Source organism: Streptomyces sp. DvalAA-43, assembly GCF_900091725.1.
In the GTDB taxonomy this organism is placed as follows: domain Bacteria; phylum Actinomycetota; class Actinomycetes; order Streptomycetales; family Streptomycetaceae; genus Streptomyces; species Streptomyces pulveraceus.
The window spans coordinates 41,264-58,988 of record NZ_FMBW01000087.1 but is presented as its reverse complement, the minus strand read 5'-3'; the positions used below and the strand labels follow the sequence as shown (position 1 = coordinate 58,988).

At 72.4% G+C, this 17,725-nt stretch carries 18 protein-coding genes; 9 read left to right on the top strand and 9 right to left on the bottom strand.

The features are described 5' to 3' along the window. Window positions 1-45: 45 nt before the first annotated feature. On the bottom strand, window positions 46-723 hold the full coding sequence (gene snpA / locus GA0115234_RS35115) for a snapalysin (RefSeq protein WP_237541995.1): 678 nt from the start codon (window positions 721-723) through the stop codon (window positions 46-48). A 266-nt stretch (window positions 724-989) separates the two neighbouring features. On the opposite strand from snpA, the gene GA0115234_RS35110 reads away from it, so the two are divergent. The 6 genes from GA0115234_RS35110 (at window position 990) to GA0115234_RS35085 (ending at window position 6,539) form a co-directional block, all read left to right on the top strand. Further along, window positions 990-1,943, top strand: a complete 954-nt coding sequence (locus GA0115234_RS35110) for a LysR family transcriptional regulator (protein WP_176729365.1) — start codon at window positions 990-992, stop codon at window positions 1,941-1,943. 84 nt (window positions 1,944-2,027) lie between these two features. Beyond that, window positions 2,028-3,044 carry an NAD-dependent epimerase/dehydratase family protein gene (locus GA0115234_RS35105; RefSeq protein ID WP_093549816.1) on the top strand — a complete coding sequence of 339 codons (1,017 nt, stop codon included), beginning with the start codon at window positions 2,028-2,030 and terminating at the stop codon, window positions 3,042-3,044. Window positions 3,045-3,247: 203 nt separating this feature from the next. Then, window positions 3,248-4,576 carry a choice-of-anchor A family protein gene (locus GA0115234_RS35100; RefSeq protein WP_370804698.1) on the top strand — a complete coding sequence of 443 codons (1,329 nt, stop codon included), beginning with the start codon at window positions 3,248-3,250 and terminating at the stop codon, window positions 4,574-4,576. A 9-nt stretch (window positions 4,577-4,585) separates the two neighbouring features. Continuing rightward, a complete protein-coding gene (locus GA0115234_RS35095; RefSeq protein WP_093549812.1) occupies window positions 4,586-4,945 on the top strand; it encodes a DUF952 domain-containing protein in 360 nt (119 codons plus the stop codon). Continuing rightward, a complete protein-coding gene (locus GA0115234_RS35090) occupies window positions 4,942-5,868 on the top strand; it encodes an NAD(P)H-binding protein (protein WP_093549810.1) in 927 nt (308 codons plus the stop codon). Before GA0115234_RS35095 ends, GA0115234_RS35090 begins: the two co-directional genes overlap by 4 nt. 47 nt (window positions 5,869-5,915) lie before the next feature. After that, entirely contained in the window at window positions 5,916-6,539 is a 624-nt protein-coding gene (locus tag GA0115234_RS35085; RefSeq protein ID WP_093549808.1) for a nucleotidyltransferase domain-containing protein, read from the top strand. 45 nt (window positions 6,540-6,584) lie between these two features. Here GA0115234_RS35085 and GA0115234_RS35080 read toward each other — a convergent pair whose 3' ends face one another. After that, complete coding sequence (locus GA0115234_RS35080) at window positions 6,585-7,196, bottom strand: TetR/AcrR family transcriptional regulator (RefSeq protein WP_093549806.1); 612 nt, start codon at window positions 7,194-7,196, stop codon at window positions 6,585-6,587. A gap of 100 nt (window positions 7,197-7,296) precedes the next feature. Between GA0115234_RS35080 and GA0115234_RS35075 the strand changes: the two genes are divergently transcribed. Continuing rightward, complete coding sequence (locus GA0115234_RS35075; protein WP_093549804.1) at window positions 7,297-8,799, top strand: MFS transporter; 1,503 nt, start codon at window positions 7,297-7,299, stop codon at window positions 8,797-8,799. A gap of 99 nt (window positions 8,800-8,898) precedes the next feature. Here GA0115234_RS35075 and GA0115234_RS35070 read toward each other — a convergent pair whose 3' ends face one another. From GA0115234_RS35070 to GA0115234_RS35055, 4 genes are all read right to left on the bottom strand, one after another. Continuing rightward, on the bottom strand, window positions 8,899-9,378 hold the full coding sequence (locus tag GA0115234_RS35070) for a VOC family protein (protein WP_093549802.1): 480 nt from the start codon (window positions 9,376-9,378) through the stop codon (window positions 8,899-8,901). 312 nt (window positions 9,379-9,690) lie between these two features. Continuing rightward, a complete protein-coding gene (locus tag GA0115234_RS35065) occupies window positions 9,691-11,025 on the bottom strand; it encodes an aldehyde dehydrogenase family protein (protein WP_093549800.1) in 1,335 nt (444 codons plus the stop codon). A gap of 85 nt (window positions 11,026-11,110) precedes the next feature. Beyond that, window positions 11,111-12,211: an alcohol dehydrogenase catalytic domain-containing protein gene (locus tag GA0115234_RS35060; protein ID WP_093549798.1), complete on the bottom strand. Its 1,101-nt coding sequence runs from the start codon at window positions 12,209-12,211 to the stop codon at window positions 11,111-11,113. Continuing rightward, window positions 12,211-13,740, bottom strand: a complete 1,530-nt coding sequence (locus GA0115234_RS35055) for an APC family permease (RefSeq protein ID WP_093549796.1) — start codon at window positions 13,738-13,740, stop codon at window positions 12,211-12,213. The genes GA0115234_RS35060 and GA0115234_RS35055 overlap by 1 nt, the downstream gene beginning before the upstream one ends. Window positions 13,741-13,929: 189 nt before the next feature. Here GA0115234_RS35055 and GA0115234_RS35050 point away from each other — a divergent pair, with 189 nt between their 5' ends. Then, the gene (locus tag GA0115234_RS35050; protein ID WP_093549794.1) at window positions 13,930-14,571 is read left to right on the top strand and encodes a TetR/AcrR family transcriptional regulator; all 642 of its coding nucleotides are present in this window, start codon (window positions 13,930-13,932) and stop codon (window positions 14,569-14,571) included. Window positions 14,572-14,739: 168 nt separating this feature from the next. Here the strand turns inward: GA0115234_RS35050 and GA0115234_RS35045 are convergent, their stop codons facing one another. Continuing rightward, the gene (locus GA0115234_RS35045; RefSeq protein ID WP_093549793.1) at window positions 14,740-14,961 is read right to left on the bottom strand and encodes a hypothetical protein; all 222 of its coding nucleotides are present in this window, start codon (window positions 14,959-14,961) and stop codon (window positions 14,740-14,742) included. A gap of 105 nt (window positions 14,962-15,066) precedes the next feature. Further along, window positions 15,067-16,248 carry a helix-turn-helix domain-containing protein gene (locus GA0115234_RS35040; protein WP_093550421.1) on the bottom strand — a complete coding sequence of 394 codons (1,182 nt, stop codon included), beginning with the start codon at window positions 16,246-16,248 and terminating at the stop codon, window positions 15,067-15,069. Window positions 16,249-16,370: 122 nt separating this feature from the next. Between GA0115234_RS35040 and GA0115234_RS35035 the strand changes: the two genes are divergently transcribed. Continuing rightward, on the top strand, window positions 16,371-16,928 hold the full coding sequence (locus tag GA0115234_RS35035) for a flavoprotein (protein ID WP_093549791.1): 558 nt from the start codon (window positions 16,371-16,373) through the stop codon (window positions 16,926-16,928). 71 nt (window positions 16,929-16,999) lie between these two features. On the opposite strand, the gene GA0115234_RS35030 is transcribed toward GA0115234_RS35035, so the two are convergent. After that, window positions 17,000-17,620: a Scr1 family TA system antitoxin-like transcriptional regulator gene (locus GA0115234_RS35030; RefSeq protein ID WP_093549790.1), complete on the bottom strand. Its 621-nt coding sequence runs from the start codon at window positions 17,618-17,620 to the stop codon at window positions 17,000-17,002. Window positions 17,621-17,725 lie beyond the last annotated feature (105 nt).

The window sequence follows — 17,725 nt, the reverse complement described above, 5'->3', positions numbered from 1 at the left end:
CCTACGAGGCGGCCCCTTCGGTGCGGTGCGTCCGGACCGTACGGGTCAGGAGGCGCTGTGCGCGAGCTTGGCCGCGAAGCCGTTCTGCCACAGGTAGTTGACCTGGCTGCGCTCGTTCGCGTTGGGGTACCGGTTGGTGCAGGACGGGCCGGGGCCGCCGCCCGACATCAGTTCGCTGCACGGGCCGGAGTAGTGGTCCGGCAGGCCGAGCACGTGCCCGGTCTCGTGCGCGGTGACGCGGGTCGAGTCGTACTGCTGGTTCTGCGCGTAGTCCAGGAAGATGTATCCGTTGCCGTGTCCGTCGGTGCTCGCGTACGAGCCGCTCGGGTCGTTGCCCTCGTAGTAGGCGAAGTCGGCGTTCGAGCCTTCCTGCAGCCGGACGTTGGAGACGGAACTGTTCCAGATCTGCGCGCTGTTGGATATCTGGGTACGGAAGCTCGGCGCGTTGGCGGTGCTGTAGACGATGGTGACCGACTGGACGCCGGGGTTCGCCGCCCGCTTCTTCGCCACGGACTTGGCGACCGCCTCGAAGAACGCCTTGTTCGCGGCGGCGTTCTCGCGCGACCCGGCGTAGGCGGCGTAGCCCGCGCCGGCTTCCGAAGCGGTGGTGGTGGGTGCTGCGGCGGGGGCCGAGGAGGCGATCGCCGGTGCCGTGCCCAGCGCGGCCGCGAGGCCGAAGCCGAGGCCGACCACGGCCGACATGACGGTCCTGGGGTGTCTCATGGGGGGTCTCCTACCGTTACCGGTCCGATGAACCCGTCCGATGAACGGACTCGGACGGGTGCGGTACGGAGAGAGTGTCGGGGAGCGGAAGCCCCGGCGGATGATGTCAACCGGCGATAGCGCCGCGTTATCACCCCCCGGTGCCGCCACCGGCGCCACCCCCGGTACCGTCGCCGAAGAGTCCTCCAACTCCAGGTGAATTAAAGGACTTTGAGGCGATTGGGGAGTCTGGTGCGACAGTCGGCCGCCGCCCTACGCTCGACCGCATGGAGCTTGAGGTGAGACACCTCAGGGCGCTGTGCGCCATCGCGGACACGGGCAGCCTGCACCGAGCCGCCCGCAGACTGGGCGTCAGCCAGCCCTCCCTGACCACCCAACTGCGCCGGATCGAGAACGCCCTGGGCGCCGAGCTGTTCTGCCGCGAGCGGACCGGCTGCCGACCGACGCTGCTCGGCCGCGCCGTCCTCAGCCGGGCCCGCCCCCTGGTCGACGGAATGACCGCCCTGGTCAGCGACGCGCGGGCGGAGGCCGACGCGGTCGGGGCCTCCGGGCCGCGGCTGCGCATCGGCTGCACGGCGAGCCGGGTCATCGGCGGCTGGCTGCGCCGGCTGCGGCTCCGGCTGCCCGGTACGGACATCTCGCTGCGGGTCGATGTATCGGCCCGCGCACTGCTCGGCGACGTCGCGGCGGGCGGGCTCGACGTCGCCTTCGTGCACGAGGTCGAGGGCTGCCCGCTGACCGTCCCGGACGGCCTGGAGCAGCGCGTACTCCTGGACCGCGAACCGCAGTTCATCTCCATGGCCAGGGACCACCCGGCCGCCGCCCGGCCCGTGGTCGACCTCGTCGACCTGGCCGCGGACCGCTGGATGGTCGACCCCACGGTGGACGGCGAATGGGACGGGCTGCGCCGGGTGTTCGGCGCGGCCGGCCTCGCGCCGACCGTGCTGCACGGCGACTACCTCACCGCCGCCTCCCTCGTCGTGCTCGGTGAGGCGGTCGCCCCCTGCCAGCCCACCTCCGGGCCGCGCGACGACATGGCGATCCGCCCACTGCGCGACGACCCCCTCGCCGTACGGCTGTTGCTGGTGTCCCGGCCGGGCGCCGACATGACGACGGTCTACGGGGAGCTGGAGGCGGCCTACCGGGAGGCGGCCCGGCGCGCGGCCGGGTACCACCAGTGGCTGCTGCGCAACCGCAGCCCGCTCGCCCGCATGCCGTGAGGCACGGTTCCCGATTCCGCCGAGAGCGAGGACCGGTTCCCCGCGGGGCGTCCGCCGGGCAGGGTCGGTCCCATGAGGCTTCTGATGCTGGGCGGTACGGAATTCGTGGGGCGCGCGATCACCGAGGCGGCGCTGGCGCGCGGCTGGGACGTCACGGTGTTCCACCGGGGCCGGCACGCACCCCCGGCGGGCGTGTCGGAGCTCCTCGGCGACCGCACCACCGAGGACGGCCTCGCCGCCCTGGCCGGTGCCGGTACGGGCGAAGGCCCCGACGGCGGGTACGCCTGGGACCTGGTGGTCGACACCTGGAGCGGCGCCCCCTCCGCCGTACGGGACGCGGCCCGTCTGCTGGCGGACCGGGCCGCCCGGTACGCGTATGTCTCCAGCCGTTCCGTGTACGAACAGCCGGTGCCGGACGGGCTGCCGGAGGAGGGTCCGGTGGTGGCCGGTGCCTCGCCCGACGCGGGCGGGGACGTCTCGTACGCCCTGGCCAAGCGCGGCGGTGAACTGGCCGCGCTCGACGCCTTCGGCGACCGGGCCCTGCTGGCCCGCGCGGGACTGATCCTGGGCCCCTGGGAGAACATCGGCAGACTGCCCTGGTGGCTGCTGCGGATCGCCCGGGGAGGGCCCGTACTCGCCCCCGGCACACCGGACCTGATGCTTCAGTACATCGACGTCCGCGACCTCGCCCAGTGGCTGCTGGACGCCGCCCGCAGCGGGCTGCACGGGCCGTACAACCTGGTCAGCCGCTCGGGCCACGCCACCATGGGGCAGCTGCTGGAGGCCTGCGTCCGGGCCACCGGTTCCGACGCGGAACTGCGCTGGACGCCCGCGGAGCGGATCCTCGCGGCGGGCGTGGAGCCCTGGAGCGATCTGCCGGTCTGGCTGCCGCCGGGCGAGGTGTACGAAGCGATCCACCGCGGTGACGTCGGCAGGGCGTACGCGACCGGTCTGCGCTGCCGCCCCGTCGAGGAGACGGTCGCCGACACCTGGAAGTGGCTGGAGGCGCTGGGCGGTGAGCCCCCGCGGCGGCCGGACCGGCCCGCGGTCGGCCTGGACCCGAGGGTGGAGGCCGAGCTCCTGGCGGATCCGGCCGCCTGACGGCCCGTCGCGTCACCGGATACGCCGCACGCCCGCACGTCCGCATGCTCACCCCGGCGCACCCGGTACCGGGACGCGGCCGGTGTATACGGGTGCATCGGGCATGAACCGGCGTGGCATTCCTGTCATTTGGTAGGCAAAGCTGCATATTGCCCCTTATGGCTACACAAGCGCGTAGACGCGGTACAGGTATCCGGGCGGCGGTGGCCACGGCGGCGGCCGCGGCCATGGTGGGCACGATGGCGTCCCTCGCCCTCGCCGACCCGCTGCCCGGCGGGCTCGGCCCGTGCCTGGGCAGCGACTGCCCGACGACCTGGCTCGATCCGAACAACGGACCCGTCACCCATCACGACAGCACCATCAATATCTTCGTCGGCGGCGACTTCCTGGTCCGGGAGGCCGCCGCCGAGGCCGAGGGGAAGATCGTCACCCTCGGCCGGTTCGACATGGACAAGCGCGAGGGCGCCTCGCAGATCTACAACGTCGGCGTGGCCGGGGTGGGCTCCCGGGTGCCGCCCCCCGACGGCTCCGACTACCTGACCGTGGGCGGGGACCTGACCGTCGCGACCGGGCAGCGGCTGCTGGCCGAGGAGGGGACGAACCACGGTGTCGTCACGTACGCCGACACCGTCGCCGGAACGGTGATCCCGGACCCGGTCCACGACCCGGCCGCCGCCGACCCGTACACCGCGCTGCGCGACCAGCTCACCGCCGCCAGCCACTGCTACGCGTACGACGACGACCGGGACCACCGCCGCCCCGCCACGGGCACCGTGGTCAATGCCGGTTCCGAGACCGTCTTCACCGGCGACGGCACCTCGCCCCTCCAGGTGTTCGCGGTGGACGCCGATCTGGTCTCGGCCCAGGACGGCCAGCAGGGCCTGGTGTTCCACGGGATCCCGGACGGCGCGACGGTGCTCGTCAACGTGTACGGGGGCAGCCGCAGCATCAGCACGCTGATGGGCTCGCTGCCGCAGGCCGGACTCCGCGAGCACCTGCTCTGGAACTTCCCGGACGCCACCGAGGTCGGCCTGCACGGCACCGGCCAGTTCCAGGGCAGCGTCCTGATCGGGCAGCGGTCGAGCACGGCGACCCTGGACATGAGCGGCACCAACGGCCGTTTCTACACCGCCGGTTCGCTGACCCACACCTCGGCGGGCGAGTCGGGCGGCCAGGAGTTGCACGCCTATCCCTTCGACGGCGACCTGCCGAGCTGCGGCGAGGAACCGACCCCGACGCCCACGCCCACCCCGACGCCCACACCGACCCCGACCCCGACGCACACCCCTACCCCCACGCCCACGCCGACCCCCACCCACACCCCCGGGCCGAAGCCCACCCCGACCCACACCTGGCCGCAGGAGCCCGACGGTCCGGACGGTCCGGACGGTCCGGACGAGCCCCACCCCGGAGGGGAGCTCCCGCACACGGGTGCGCGCGGCGAATGGATCCTCGGCGGGATCGCCGCCGCTCTGCTCGCGGCCGGATCGACGGCCACGCTGATGGCCCGGAGGGCGCGTCGACGCGGCTAGTTTTGCCCCATGGCCGAACTGCTGCTGCACCTCACCGAAGGCCCCCTGTGGGAGGCGGCCCGCGGGATCGGGACGTACGAGATGTCCACCCGCGGCCGCACCCTGCACGAAGAGGGCTTCATCCACTGCTCGCTGCCGCACCAGCTCCCCGGCGTGGCCGAGATGCTGTACGGCGCCGGGAGCGGGGCCGGGACCGGCGACCAGGAACTCGTCGTCCTCGTCATCGATCCCGACCGGCTCCCGGCGCCCGTACGGTACGAGTCCGTCGTGCCCGGCGGCGAGGAGTTCCCGCACGTCTACGGCCCCGTCCCGGTGGACGCGGTCGTGGAGGTGCGCCCCTGGCCCCGCAAGGAAGGCGACCCCGCATGAACAACCCACCCCCCACCGGCCCGGAGAACCCGGATGCCCCCATCGTCGCCGTCACCGGCGCGGGCGGAGCCGTCGGCGGCCGGGTCGCCCGGCGCCTGGCACGCGCCGGCGTCCCCGTGCGGCTGCTCGGGCGGGACCCCTCCCGGCTGCCCGAACTGCCCGGCGCCGTCGCGGCGCCACCCGCCCCGTACGGCGACGGGGAGGCCATGCGCCGTGCCCTGGCCGGGGCGCACACGCTGTTCCTCGTCTCGGCGCACGAGAGCCCGGACCGGGTGCGCGAGCACACGACGGCCGTGGACGCGGCGGTCGCCGTGGGCGTCGAACGCATCGTGTACATCTCCTTCCTGGGCGCGGCGCCGGACGCCACGTTCACCTTCGCCCGGGACCACTGGCACACCGAGGCGCGCATCCGGGCCGCCGATGTCCGGTACACCTTCCTCCGCGACAGCCTGTACCTCGCGGGGATCCCGGCCATGACCGGCGCCGACGGGGTGCTGCGCGGCCCGGCGGGCGACGGCCGGGTGGCGGCGGTGGCGCACGACGACATCGCGGACGCCGCGGTGGCCGTCCTGCTGGCCGACACCGAGAGCGCCGACACCCGCCACGACGGGCTCACCTACGACCTCACGGGACCCGAGGCGTTCACCCTCGCCGAGGCGGCCGAGGAGCTCGGCAGGGTCACCGGCCGGACCATCACCTATGTGCCGGAGACCCGGGAGGAGGCCTATGCCTCCCGGGCGCAGTACGGTGCCGAGGACTGGGAGGTGGCCGGCTGGGTGACGTCGTACGAGGCCATCGCCACCGGCGAGATGGCCACGGTCTCGGACGCCGTGCCGGACCTCACCGGGCATCCGGCGACGGGCCTGGCCGCCTTCCTGAGGGAGCATCCGGACAGTTACCGGCATCTGCTGAAGACGGGCTGACCCCACGGCGGGCGGTGCCGGAGAGGAACGGGAGAGGGGCCTCGGCCATGCGTACGGAAACCCCGTGGGGCCCCTGGGACCCGCCCCCGCCGGACGAGGCCGCCCGCCTCTTCGCGCCGCTGCGCGTCCCCTGGTGGATCGCCGGGGGATACGCGGTCGAACTCGCCGTGGGCCATGCCTTCCGGGACCACGCCGACATCGACGTACTGCTGCTCCGCCGCGACCAGCTCGCCGCCCAAGGGGCCCTGGCGGGCTGGGAGTGGTGGGCGGCGGACCCGCCCGGCACCCTGCGCCGCTGGCTCCCCGGCGAGATCCTGCCGCCGGGCGTGCACGACATCTGGTGCCGCCCCGGGCCGGACGAGCCCTGGCGCGTCCAGCTCATGCTCGACGACGCGGAGGACGGCGACTGGCTCTTCCGCCGCGATCCCCGTATCCGCCTGCCGCTCGACCGGCTCGGCCGTGTCTCCGCGAGCGGCATCCCCTACCTCTGCCCCGAGGTGCAGCTGCTGTACAAGGCCGGGTCCCCGCGCCCCAAGGACGAGCGGGACTTCGCCGAGGCGCTGCCGGTCCTCACCGCCGACCAGCGCGCCTGGCTGGCCGAGACCATCACCCTGTCCCGGGGTGCCGGACATCCGTGGGCGGCCCGCCTGCGCGCCCACCCGGCGGGCTGACCGGGCCGGCCGACGTACGCACCGGGCCGAGCGGGCGGACGGTCGTCAGACGACGTACGCGCCCGCTCGGGCCGCCGCCCCGGCGGCCTCGGCGGCCCGGTCCGCCGCCGCTTCGTCGAGCGGGTCGCCGCTGGCCAGCAGCCGGTAGTAGAGCGGCGCCGACACGGCGCGGATGACCTCGTCCGGGTCCGTGCCCGCGGGCAGCTCCCCGCGCTCGACGGCCTCGGTGACGCAGCCGGCCCACTCCTTGATGCGGATCGCGTAGAACCGGTGCAAGGCCTCGGCGGTGCGCGGGTCACAGGTGGCCGCGGCGATCACGGACCTGAAGAGTGCGCCCTGCCTCGGGTCGGAGAGGGTCGTGGCCACCAGCCGGGCGTTGGCCCTGAGGTCCTCGGCGAGCGAACCCGTGGCCGTACGTGGCGAGGACTGCTCGGCCATGTCGTCGAGCAGGTCCGCGATCAGGCCGGTGGGGGTGGACCAGCGCCGGTAGACGGTCGTCTTGCCGACCTCCGCCCGGCGCGCGACGTCGGCGAGGTCCAGCCGGTCGAAGCCGTGCTCGGCCAGGGCGTCGCCCGCCGCCCGCAGTACCGACTCACGGACCCGGGCGGTACGCCCGCCGGGCCGGACGGAGCCGGGCTCCGCACCCTCAGAAGCCATAACGGGTCTCCAGTTCCATTAGTAGTCCTTCCTCTGCTACGGTCACTCCACCTTAACGGAACTCAAGTCCCGTTAGAACCTCTGTCCGGGGGAGTCCCTCATGTCCGCACCCAGCCAGGCCCCGTCACCCACGACCGGCCCTGCCGCCGCTCCCGCTCCTGCCGCCGCTTCCGCGCCTTCCGCGCCTTCCGTGTCCAGGATCCGCATGACCGGACGGCAGAAGCTCGTCCTCGCACTCCTCCTCGGCGCCCAGTTCATGATCGCGGTGGACTTCTCGATCCTGAACGTCGCACTGCCGGTTGTCGGCGAGGGGCTCGGCTTCTCCCTCTCCCACCTCCAGTGGATCGCCACCGCGTTCGCGCTCGCCGCCGCCGGCTTCACGCTGCTCTTCGGCCGGATCGCCGATCTCGTCGGACGCAAGCGGCTGTTCCTCGTCGGAATGACCGTCCTCGGCCTCTCCTCCGCCCTCGGCGGGCTCGCCACCTCGCCCGAGGCGCTGCTCGTGGCACGGGTGCTGCAGGGACTCGCCACGGCGGCCGTCACCCCGGCCGGACTCGCGTTGCTGACCACCGCCTTCAAGGAGGGTCCGCTGCGGGAACGCGCCCTGGGTCTCAACGGGGCACTGATGTCCGCCGGGTTCACCGCCGGTGCCATCCTCGGCGGCCTGCTCACCGATCTGCTCTCCTGGCGCTGGGCGTTCTTCGTCAATGTGCCGGTCGCCGCCCTGGTGGTCGCCCTCGCCCCGTCCGCCCTCACCGACTCGCGGCCCGCCGGGCGCCCCCGGCTCGACGTCCCCGGAGCCGTGACCGTCACCGGCGGACTGCTGCTGCTCGTCTACGGTCTGACGCAGGCCGGTGAGTCCGGCTGGACCAGGCCCGCCACCCTGGCCGCACTCCTCGCCGGGCTGGTGCTCCTCGTCGCCTTCCGGGCCGTCGAGAAGCGGGCCGCGGCGCCACTGGTCCCCGTACACATCCTGAAGCGGCGCAGCGTCGTCTGGGGCAACACCGCGGGCCTGATCGCCTTCGTCACGGAGACCTCGCTGGTCTTCCTGCTCACCCTCTACCTCCAGGAAGTCCTCGGCCACTCACCGCTCGCCACCGGTCTCGCCTTCGGCGTCCTGGGCATCGGCACCGTGATCGGCGGCACGCTCGGCGGCCGTGCGGTCGGCCGGTTCGGGAGCCGTACGACCATCGTCACCGGCGGGGCCGTCCAGGCCGCCGCCACGCTCTCCCTGGTGGCGCTCGGTGCGTCCGGAGGCTGGATCGCGCTGCTGCTGGCGGCCACCTTCGTCGGCGGTATCGGCAACATGCTGACGATCGTCGGTTTCATGGTCACCGCGACCTCCGGGCTCCCCGACGAGGAACAGGGCCTGGCCACCGGCCTCGCCACCATGACCCAGCAGGTCGGCATCGCCCTGGGCATTCCGGTCATGAGCGCCGTCGCCACGGCCCGGATGTCCGCCCTCGGCGACACCGGCCCCGAGGGCGTCCTCTCGGGCGTCTCGGTCGCGATCCTGGTCAACTCGGCACTGGTCCTGGCCGGTGCGCTGCTCGCGGGCGCCTTCCTCGCCCCGCGCCGTGCGGGGAGCGGCGCGCGAGGGTGACGACGGGCAGCGGCCGGGCGGCGCCGGGGCGCGGATGACGGAGGGCGGATCCAGCGACTCCCGTCGGATCCGCCCTCCGGCACCCCTTGTCCGCCCGGATCAGCCCGCGTCGTGCGCTGCCCTCAGCACGGCGATGTCCAGCTTCTTCATGGCCATCATCGCGGCGGTCGCCCTGGCGGCCTTCGTCCCGTCCGGGTCAAGGAGCAGCTCGGTCAGGCCGTCGGGCACGACCTGCCAGGAGAGGCCGTACCGGTCCTTCAGCCAGCCGCAGGGCCCCTCCTCGCCGCCGTCGGTGAGGCTGCCCCAGTAGTAGTCCACCTCGGCCTGGTCCGCGCAGTCGATCTGGAACGAGACGGCCTCGTTGAAGGTGAACTCAGGCCCGCCGTTCACCCCGACGAACCGCTGTCCGTTGAGCTCGAACTCGACCGTCATCACCGACCCGGCGGGCCCCGGCCCCGCCTCGCTGTACCGGCCGATCCTGCCGAGGCGGGAGTTCTTGAAGACCGAGACGTAGTACTCCGCCGCCTCCTCTGCCTGCCCGTCGAACCACAGACATGTGGTGAAGCCCTCGGTGGTCATCGCTGTCTCCCCTTGTGTACGCAGCCCCGTCGCCTGTGCATGTCCACCCATAACGACTCATCCTGTCCCGAAAACTCATCGGGGAACCAGGAGCGGATCGACGGGGGACCGGCACAGGCCGACTCCATATGGTCCCCTCGGCGGAGGCGAAACTCCGTACGACACGGCCGCGTTCCGGGTAAACGGCTCTGCAAACCGCGTCCCCGCCGCCTGCGCACATGATGAAGGGCCCGACCGCTTCGGGGGAATTCCGGCGGTCGGGCCCTTCGGGATGCCTGTCCGGCCAGCGGCGGAAGCCGTGGCCGCGGGAGCCTAGACGATGGTGCGGATGAGCTTCTTGTTGACGAACTCCTCGATGCCCGGACGGCCCAGTTCCCGGCCGAAACCGGACCGCTTGATGCCGCCGAAGGGCAGCTCGGCCCCCTCGGCGCCGACGCCGTTGACGAAGACCATGCCGGCCTCGATGCGGTCGGCGACGCGCGCGGCCTGCGCGGGGTCCGTGGTGAAGAGGTAGGAGCCGAGGCCGTAGGGGGTGTCGTTGGCGATGCGCAGCGCGTCGTCCTCGTCCGTCGCCGGGAAGATCATGGCGACCGGTCCGAAGAGCTCCTGGCGTGCCATGGCGTGGTCGGTGGTGAGTCCGGTGAGGACCCCGGCCGGGAAGTAGGCACCCTTGCGCTCGCCCTCGGTGTGCAGCGTCGCGCCCTCGGCGACGGCGGCGTCCACCTGACGGCCGAGGGTCTCGGCGGCGGCGACCGACGACAGCGGTGCGCCGGACTGGCGGGCGAGGAGCTGTGCGGTGAACTTCTCGACGAACGCGTCGTGGAGCTCGGACACGACGACGAACCGCTTGGCGGCGTTGCAGGCCTGGCCGGTGTTGTCGAGCCGGGCGGAGACCGCGGCCTCGACCACGGAATCGAGGTCGTCGGCGGAGAGCACGATGAACGGGTCGGAGCCACCGAGTTCGAGGACGACCTTCTTCAGGTGCCGTCCGGCGACCTCGGCCACGGCGGCGCCGGCCCGCTCGGAGCCGGTGAGGGAGACGCCCTGGACGCGCGGGTCGGCGATCACCTCGGCGATCTGCTCATTGGTGGCGTAGATGTTGACGTACGCCCCGGCCGGGAAGCCCGCCTCAACGCACAGACGTTCGAGCAGCGCGGCGGTGGCCGGACACTGCGGGGCGTGCTTGAGGACGATGGTGTTGCCGAGGGCGAGGTTCGGGGCGGCGAACCGCGCGACCTGGTAGGCGGGGAAGTTCCACGGCATGATGCCGAGCAGGACACCCACCGGGCTGCGCCGGATGACGGCGTGGCCGGGACCCGAGGTCACCCGCAGTTCCTCGTCGGCCAGGAACGCCTCGGCGTGGTCCGCGTAGTAGTGGTAGATGTCGACGCAGAAGTCGATCTCGCCCTCGGCCTCTTCGAGCGGCTTGCCCATCTCCCGCACGATGCTGGCGGCCAGTTCGGCACGGTGCTGGGCGTGGAGGTCGCCGAGCCGGCGCAGCAGCGCGGCACGCTCGGCCACCGAGCTGGTCCGCCCCCAGGCGGTGGCCGCGTGGGCGGCGTCGACGGCCGCCGTGACCTCGGCGTCGGTGGCGGTCGGGTAGGTCTCTGCGGTGGTACCGGTGGACGGGTCGGTGACGGCGTACATCAATTCTCCCGGAAGAGTTGGGGGTGCGGCGGCCGGAGGCCGTTCCTGCGCAGGTATGTCTGCCACGGGTCGGCGGCGAGAACTCCTACGGTTCCAGAATGGTGCGGACCCCGACGTTCGACCGGAGGTCCTCGAAGGCGGCGGCCGCCTCCCGGAGCGGGCGGACGGTGCCGATCAGCTCGTCGAGCGGCAGCCTCCCGGCCAGGTGGAGGCGGGCCAGCTTGGGGATGTCGAGCGCACCGACGCTGGAACCGTAGTTGCATCCTAGGATGCGTTTGCCCTGGTCGGCGAGGTCGAAGAGGTCGAACGCGCCCGTCGCGCCGGCGGCGGCCATGCCGACCAGGACGGCCGCGCCGCCGGAGGTGAGCATGGCGGGAAGCGTCTCGATGACCTTGGGGCTGCCGATGGCCTCGAAGGCGTAGTCGACCCCGCCGAGCTCCTCCTGGCACCAGGCGGCCACATCGGTCGTGGCGCCGTTGAGGGTATGGGTGGCTCCGAAGCGCCTCGCCGCGGCGAGGCGTTCGGGTGAGAGGTCGACGGCGATGACGGGGTCGGCTCCCACCAGACGCAGACCCATCACCACGGACAGCCCGACCCCGCCGGTGCCGATGACGACCGCGGATTCGCCGGGCCGGACACCGGCGGTGTTCACGACCGCGCCGATACCCGTGGAGATGGAGCAGCCCAGGAGGGCTCCGATACCGAACGGCAGCTCGTCGGGCACCTTGACCGCGGCCGATTCCGGCACGACCAGCCGTTCGGTGAACGCGCCCAGCCCCAGGTAGGGCCAGATCTCCTCGCCCTCGGCATCCGTGAAGGGCGTCGTCCCGTCGGGCAGCGTGTTGGCGACGGCCTGGGTGCCGGTGCACAGCCAGGCCATTCCGGCCAGGCACTTGCGGCAGCGGCGGCAGGGTGCGAACCAGGAGAGTACGACGTGGTCGCCCGCCTTGAGGGCGGTGACACCCTGCCCCACCGCGGCGACCACACCGGCGGCCTCGTGGCCGAGGACGAGGGGGCGGTCGCTGGGCCAGTCGCCCGTGAGGATGTGGAGGTCGGAGTGGCACACCCCCGCGGCGCGCACCTCGATCTCGACCTCGCCCGGTCCGGCGGGCCGGTGGGAGATCTCGCGGGTGTGGAGCCCGGCGACGGGGTCGAAGGCGATCGCGGGGGAGAGCTGGGTGGACATCAGGACGCCTTAACTTCTTCGGTGGCTTCTTCGGAAGCTTCTTGGGTGGCTTTTCCGGTGGCTTTTTCGGTGGCAGGGCTGAGGGGGAGCTGACGGTGGGGCTTGGCGATCACGACGTAGGCCAGGCCGACGACGAACAGCGCGGAGAAGACCAGGACCACGGCCCAGACCTGGACCCAGCTGCCTCCGGCCGGGGCCAGTTCGGTGCGGGGCCAGGCGATGTTGACCGCCTCGAAGAGCAGCCACGCCACGGCGAGGACGTTGATCAGCAGGCCGCTACGGCCCAGGCGGAGATCGCCCGCCGACGGATTCCAGCGGCCGTTCAGGCGGGCGAGGAGCGCGACGACGGCGACCGCCAGGAAGATGAAGTAGAAACCGCCGGACCCGAAGGCGATCAGCGTGGCCGCCGCGTTGCCGTTCAGTCCGAGCAGCAGGCCGAGGCCCGCCAGGACGGCCGTCACGACGAGCGAGACCCAGGGGATCTGGCGCGGCCCCACGGTGGCGAGCCGGCGCGAGAAGGGCAGCTGCCGGTCACGCGCGAAGGCGTAGACGGCCCGCCCGATGTAGGTCTGGATCGAGATGGCGCAGGCGAAGAACGCGATCAGTACGACGACGATGAAGGGCTTCTCGCTCCATGCCCCCAGGCCCTCGGTGACGGCGGCGAAGACGGGGTCCACGATCTTCCCGGAGACGGCTTCCTCGGGGTGGGGCAGCGCGAGGGTCACGGCGAACGCGGTGAGCAGGACGGTGAAGGCGACGAACAGGTAGGCGCGCAGCAGCGCCCGGGGCACACTGCGGCGCGGCTGCTCGGTCTCCTCGGCGACCTGCGTGGTGGCGTCGAAGCCCAGGAAGGCCCAGCCGGCCACGGCCAGACAGGTCAGGAACCCGGCCGCGACGGAGCCGCCGGAGGCGGATTCCGCACCCAGGGTGTCGAAGAGGATGCCGAATCCGTTGTGGCGCGCGAAGAGGAGCAGGATCAGGCTGACGGCGATGGAGGCGACGCCCTCGGCGACGATGCCCGCGTTCAGGAAGTGCTTGACCGGGTTGACCCCCAGCAGGTTGATGCCGAGGGCCGCGGCGACGAAGACCACGCCCAGCAGGACATGGGTGACCGGTGACAGCGCCTCGTCGCTGACCAGCATGTGCAGCCAGGTCGCGCCCAGGTAGGCCACGGTGGTCAGGGAGGCGACGGCCGAGGCGAGGTAGATCCAGCCCACCAGCCAGCCCAGCCGTGGCCCGCCCAGCCGGCGGACCCACTGGTAGACGCCTCCGGTGATCGGGAACTGCGAGGACAGCTCGGCGTAGACCGTGGCCACGAGCAGTTGCCCGAGGAACGCGACGACGACCGCCCCGATCCAGGCGGGTCCGGCGAAGGCGAACCCGAGCTGGACGACGGCGTAGATGCCGACGACGGGGGAGATCGTCGCGAACCCGATGGCGAACACGGCCCACGCGGACAGGGTGCGCTTCAGTTCCTGCTGGTAGCCGTACTCGGCCAGATCACCGGCATCGGTGCGGGGGTCGTCCACGTTCGTCTCCTGGCAGTGGTGCATGTGCAGAGCGCGCCCGGCGGCGCCGCTCGCCCCGGGTCGCCGGCCGTCGGGCCGCCGCACTTCCGGGTGACGGCGTCGGCCCGGCGGCAGTCGCCGCGGTGGCGTCGAACTATTGGCGATCGAGCCAATTACTCAATTGGCAGCAAAGCCAATAGCATCGTCGCCATGACGTCAAGGGGTGCCGGGAAACAAGTGCGCAAATCGGCGGCCGAGCGCCGCGGCGAGATCGTCGCGGCGGCCGCCCGGGTCGGGCTCCAGGAGGGGCTGGAGTGCGTCACCCGGCAGCGGATCGCCGACGGGCTCGGAGTCCAGCCCGGACTGATCCACCACTACTTCCCGGTGGTCGAGGAACTGGTGGCCGAGGCGTTCACCAGCGCGACCGCGGCGGAACTGGACGGCCTCCTGCCGTCGACGGCCGCCCCCGAGCGCGTCGGCGGAGATGCTCTGCGCACCCTCCAACGGTTCTTCACCCTGATCTCGGGCGCCGAGTTCGACGACATCAGCAAGCTCTGGATCAACGCGCGGCACCTGTCGCGCTACCGCCCCGTACTCCGCGACCAGGTCGTGAGCCAGGAACTGCGCTGGTGCCACCGCATCGAGCAGATCATCGCCGAGGGCGTGGGGGAACGGTCGTTCCGTTGCGACGATCCCTGGGCGGCGGCCGTGCGCATCCTCGCCGTGGTCGACGGGGCGGGCGCGTACATCAACACCAGCGCGGACCAGCGCATGGCACCACTCGCCGACCTGGCCCGCAGAATCGCCGAGGCCGAATTGGGCCTCCCGGCCGACGGCCTGCGCTCGCCGTGAGCCGTAAGCCACGGATCCACGGATTCAACCGCACGGCACCGGTGGTGAGGGGTTCCCGGCACCAGACGCAGGCGCGCCCCTGCGCCTGGGCCCACGTCGGCCCGCCTGGATCGGGCAGCGGCGGCAGCTGCGGCAGCGGCCAGGCCGGCCGGCGATCCGCCGCGGCCGTCACGACGCGTGCCGCCTCTCGCGCTCGGCGCAGGCGGCGGTGTCCGCGCAGGCCCGCGGAAACCAGCTGTAGGCGGCGCCCGTGGCGGGGCGGGCGCGTTGCTCGCCGAGGTCGGTGTCGGCGCCGACGGTGAGGACGGCCCCGCACCAGAGGCAGGACCGGCCCCGCTGTTGCTGTTCCGTCAGGCCGCTGACTGGTGGCAGACCCCTCGCGACAGTCATGGTGCCCCCCGGCTGGTCGACGCGTAACTGAACTGGTGGGACGAGATTGCCGGGGTGCGAAGGGCGCAACGCTCACAGATTTGTGAGCGCGGAGTGGTCGAACGACTACAGACCGATCCAGGCGGCCATCGCGACGAGGGTGTCCGGCGGGCAGCGGCTCGTGTGGAGCAGCCCGGTCACGGTCTCCCGGGTGCGCGGGTGGTAGCGGGTCTGCTCGGGGGCCGCCCGCCGCGCGGCGACAAGATGCCGCAGGGAAGCGTCAAGATGCCCGGTCTCCATCTCCACGACGGCATGGTCCACCAGGAAGCGGGCCCGCCGCGAGGTCGGTGTCGCAGGCGGGAGCTTCACGGTACGGGCCTGGCGCAGCGCGACGTCGAAATCGCGCATGGTGAGGGCCGCGCCCATCTCGTGCAGGGTCACGTTCATCCGGCCGAACGACAGCCAGTGCACGTCGCGGGCCTCGCCGCCGACACGGTCGGCCAGCTCGCGGGCGGCGGCGATGTGGTGCGCGACGGCGCCCCTGTCCCCGGCTCGGGCGGCCACGGCCGAGGCGCCCAGGTGCAGTTGGCCGGCGACGGCGAGCCCCTCCCGAGTGGTCTGGTCGGCGACGAGCTCCTGCCCGGCCGCGACCAGGCGCCGCCCGAGGTCCTGCCCGGCCTCGGCGTGGCCCAGGGCCCGCCGGTACTGGCGGATCGCGGCGAGGCAGGGGTCGGAGGCGTGGCCGGCGGCCCACCCCATGCGGTCGAGGGCGACGACGGCGAGGTCCGGGAAGCCGAGCTTGACGGCGATGTCGTGGGCGGTGCGGTACGCCGAGGCCAGGGCGCGCCACGCTTCCGTGGTGGGTGCCGTGCGGGCGGAAAGCGTCAGGTCGTTGATGACCCCCGGAAGCGCGCAGGCGGCCTTCCTGAGGCGTGTCGCCCGTACCTCCTGGCAGAGGCGGTCGGCCCTGAGCACCAGCTCGTCCACGGGCCGGAGGGGCCGGTGCCCGTCCGGGTCGAGGTCGTACAGGGCCAGGCACTCACGGATCGGGTGGAGCAGGGAGGCGAGGCGCCAGTGCTGTGTCTCGGACACGTGCGGCGGTCCGGTGAGGACGGTGATGTCGATCCCGAGGGCGTCGGCGACGGCGGCGGTGAACTCGGCCGTCGCCACCCGGGCACCGCACTCGACCTGGTTGAGCAGACTGTAGGAGTACGGAATCCGGTCGGCCAGCCCGCGCTGGCTGAGCCGGGCGCGTTTCCGCTGCTCCTTGATGCGATCGCCCGTGCTGCTGTCGTGGGGTGTGGGCATTCCGGTACCTCGCTCCTGGCTCATCAGCCGGAACGGTACCCGCGCCATTCGGAGTTGAGCCCGCGTCTTCCCGAATTCCAGCCGGTTCGGGGGTGGTTGCGCATGTGTGATCGGATGGCCGCATGACGACCCTGTACCTGTTCGGTTCGGCTGCCCCGCCCGTCTTCGAGGTCGCCCAGGTCATCGAGGAGGCCGGGGATCGCGGGTGGGACGTATGCCTTGGCCTGACGCCCACGGCCGCCCGCTGGCTGGACGACCGGATACCGGAGCTGGAGCAGCTGACCGGGCATCCCGTGCGCTCCGAGTACAAGGCGCCCCGGGATCCGGACGTGTGGCCGTCGGCAGACGTGATCCTGTTCGCGCCGGCCACGTTCAACACGGTCAATTCCTGGGCGCTCGGCCTCACGGACCGGTTCGTCGTGGGCGTCGTGGCCGAGGCCATCGGGAAGCGGATCCCGACGGTGACGATGCCATGCGTGAACGCCGCCTACGTACAGCACAGAGCGTTCGACCGCAGCGTCGCCGAACTGCGCGACATGGGCGTGACCGTGCTCTACGGCGAGGGCGGCTTCGTACCGAACCAGCCCGGCGAGCGGCGGCCGGAGGGATACCCGTGGCATCTCGCTCTGGACGCGGTCGCAGCCGTCGTCGGCAGCCGGAACACCGGTCACCACGGCTGAGATCCCACTGCACGGCCCCTGACCGGCAGCTCCGGCGCTACACCGCTCCGTCCCCGCGACAGGGGGCGGGCCTACTCCCGGAGCGGGGCGTCGGCCCAGAAGGAGTGGGCCTTCCCCAGCAGCGCCTCGGCGGCGTCGCCGTACGACGCCGCACTGCTCAGCGCGGCGAACGCCTTGTCGTAGAGGGCGAGTTCACTCCGCTCGGTGACGTCCACGGCGGACGAGACGAGTTCCACATGGGCCCGGTCGCCATCGCCGTAGATGTTGAACCCGTGGACGGGGAACAGGTCCACCCGCGCGGTGGAGGGAAGGATCCCGAGCGTGAGAGAGGCCAGGCGGAGATCGCGGAGGAGGCGCTCGATCTGCTGCCGCATGACCTCGGGCCCGCCGACGTTCGTATAGAGCGCCTGCTCGCCGAGGACGACGTCGTAGTGGTGCTCGCCGTCGTAGAGCACCCGCTGCCGCCGCATGCGCTTGGCGACGCCCGCGGGCACGTCGTCCGGGACACCGAGGAAGTCGACGACCTGGCCGAGGATCACGGTGGCGTACGCCTCGGTCTGGAGCGTGCCCCAGATCATCGTGGGCACGTACGCCTTGCCCCGGCGCGTGTCCTGGTACCAGCGCACCACGTCGTCCTGCGTCGTCTCCGTACCGGTGGACAGGCGATCCGCCCAGGGAACCGAACTGGTCACCGCACCTCCTCCTGAAGCGTGCCGCCGGAGCGGCCCTGACGGGTGCCGCGGTTCCGGTCGAGGATGGCGCCGGGCGATCCGATCCCGTAAGAGCGGAAACCGGCC